The sequence below is a fragment of the Ruegeria sp. CDSC045 genome, from assembly GCF_059610725.1.
Genome location: NZ_JBXWOE010000024.1, coordinates 1 through 1,924, shown reverse-complemented (window position 1 = coordinate 1,924; position 1,924 = coordinate 1). Strand labels below are relative to the sequence as shown.

Annotated in this window: 1 protein-coding gene and 2 pseudogenes; 1 reads left to right on the top strand and 2 read right to left on the bottom strand. The window is 55.1% G+C overall.

Annotated features, from left to right (window positions below; translation table 11 throughout):
* Both AC2FH6_RS21380 and AC2FH6_RS21375 read right to left on the bottom strand, forming a co-directional pair.
* Positions 1-216, bottom strand: a pseudogene (locus tag AC2FH6_RS21380) (IS6 family transposase); the annotation flags it as partial.
* Positions 217-401: 185 nt separating this feature from the next.
* Complete coding sequence (locus tag AC2FH6_RS21375; protein ID WP_496704185.1) at positions 402-1,475, bottom strand: hypothetical protein; 1,074 nt, start codon at positions 1,473-1,475, stop codon at positions 402-404.
* Positions 1,476-1,708: 233 nt separating this feature from the next.
* Between AC2FH6_RS21375 and AC2FH6_RS21370 the strand changes: the two are divergent.
* A pseudogene (locus AC2FH6_RS21370) lies at positions 1,709-1,924 on the top strand (IS6 family transposase); the annotation flags it as partial.

Here is a 1,924-nt window from a genome sequence, read left to right as displayed (position 1 = left end):
GGACCGGTCACACAATCCCTTCCGTCTACGAGCTGCATCAGCAATGGCACCGGAGTGTCGTGTCACCCAACGGTTCAGCGTGGTGTGGTCAACCGAAACGCCACGCTCGGCCATGATTTCTTCCAGATCACGATACGAGACGCCGTATCGAACGTAGAAGAACATCGCAAAGAGGATAACATCCTTCGGATATTGTGCGCCTTTGAAGGAGATCATGAGCTGGCATTCAACTGGTGAATACGGTTGGCTGGCCACCGCCTAACCTGCCCAGCTCCAAGGGTAAAAAGTTTGCAACAGAACCTTCATTCCGGTCGACTGCTTCATGAGTGAACAACAGGATCTCACTGATCGCAGTGCCGCAGGTGCGAGGAGAATGGACAGTGTTGCATGAGGCAACTGTGTCAGACCGTCAGCTCCAGCAATGCGGCGATGTATCGGTCTGCAAACTGCACAGCTACATCCCGGGTCTGAAGCGGAGAACAATAGCCGAATGACAGGCACACGCCCGCAGGTGTTGTTACCACAGCGACCAGTATCGGATGGATTCCGTGATTCTGGGACGGCATCATCAGGAGCTCAGAAAAGCCGACAGGGCGCCCTGCGAGTGTTTCAAAATCGCCTACATCGGTGACACAGATTCCCCCACTAAAAACCGGGCTAGCTGCCGTCATTTGTGCGACCTGAGCGCGGGTTGATTGCAAGGGCAGGTTTGCGTCCATCAAAAGCGATGGCCCCCTGTTTTCTTCGAATTGTGATTGCAATGCGCGCGCAATGTCGATCATCTCAAAGCTACGAAACTTGGGTTCCAGCAACAGGCTAATCCCGGCCACGTATTCGCCGACCGCATCTGCTGGAATAGGTGGGAAGCAGTCATCTCGAACATCTGTGGGAGCAACAATCCCAGTCCAACCCGTCCCTCTGGGCAGGACGTCGGCGGCCTTTACAGCCGCAGCGCCAAATGCTGAAGCGAGATGCAGACCATTCCGTTTCAGGTTCGTATGGATCGCTTCCAGAGTTTTGGGTAGCAGCATTCTCAGGAACGCATGCGGTCTGCGTTTGTCGCTATCTGCAGCAGCGGCAACCGGCCAATTGGTTTCTTCTGGCCAGGCCGTCAGTATTGATCGGTCGCCCACATGCCCTTTTGCCGCCAACCCCTGTTCTACGGGTGCGGTTATTTGTTTTTGGTCGGGCGTCCAATCTTGCGGACTGCGCAACAGGCAGTCCAGGTCATTCAGAATAACCAGCGCAGACCGCCCATCTATGCCTCCGTGATTGGTGACTAGCATGATCCAGGTCACTCTGCCACTGGTGTCAGTCAGCAAAAGCGCCCGCCAAGAGGCAGCCGTCACATCCAGAACTCGGGCCGCTTGAGCCGCATAGGCCTCTTCCAGATCAAACGAGTCGGCAACTTCCATCACGACAATTTCGATTCCGTCGAAATCCACATCTGTTGCCCAATCAAGCGTCTTGCTCACCTGGAGCCTGGCTCGCATCATCGGGTGGCGATTGTGGATTTCTCGCAAGGCAGTCATCACGTCGGCTGCCGAAGGCAGAGTGACAAACCTGGCTGCGGCAACCAACTGGATCCCACCATTTCCAAGGCGGATGAGTTCGGCAGGCTCTGTCGCAAACTTTGGCCGGTATCTTGCACCTTCGTGCGGCTTGATCCAACTGGTGGATTGAATGCGACAACTTTTAGGACTGCCCAATGATCGACTTCAAAGGTGCGCACTACCCACAATCTGTGATCCTGTTCGCAGTCTATTTCTACGTTCGCTACGGCGTCTCGTACCGCGACCTGGAAGAGATCATGGCGGAACGTGGTGTGTCGGTTGATCATGCTACTTTGAACCGGTGGGTGGTAAAATACTCGCCTGCGGCCGCTCGCGTGGCAAAGAAACGGAAGGCCAACACTGCTGAATCG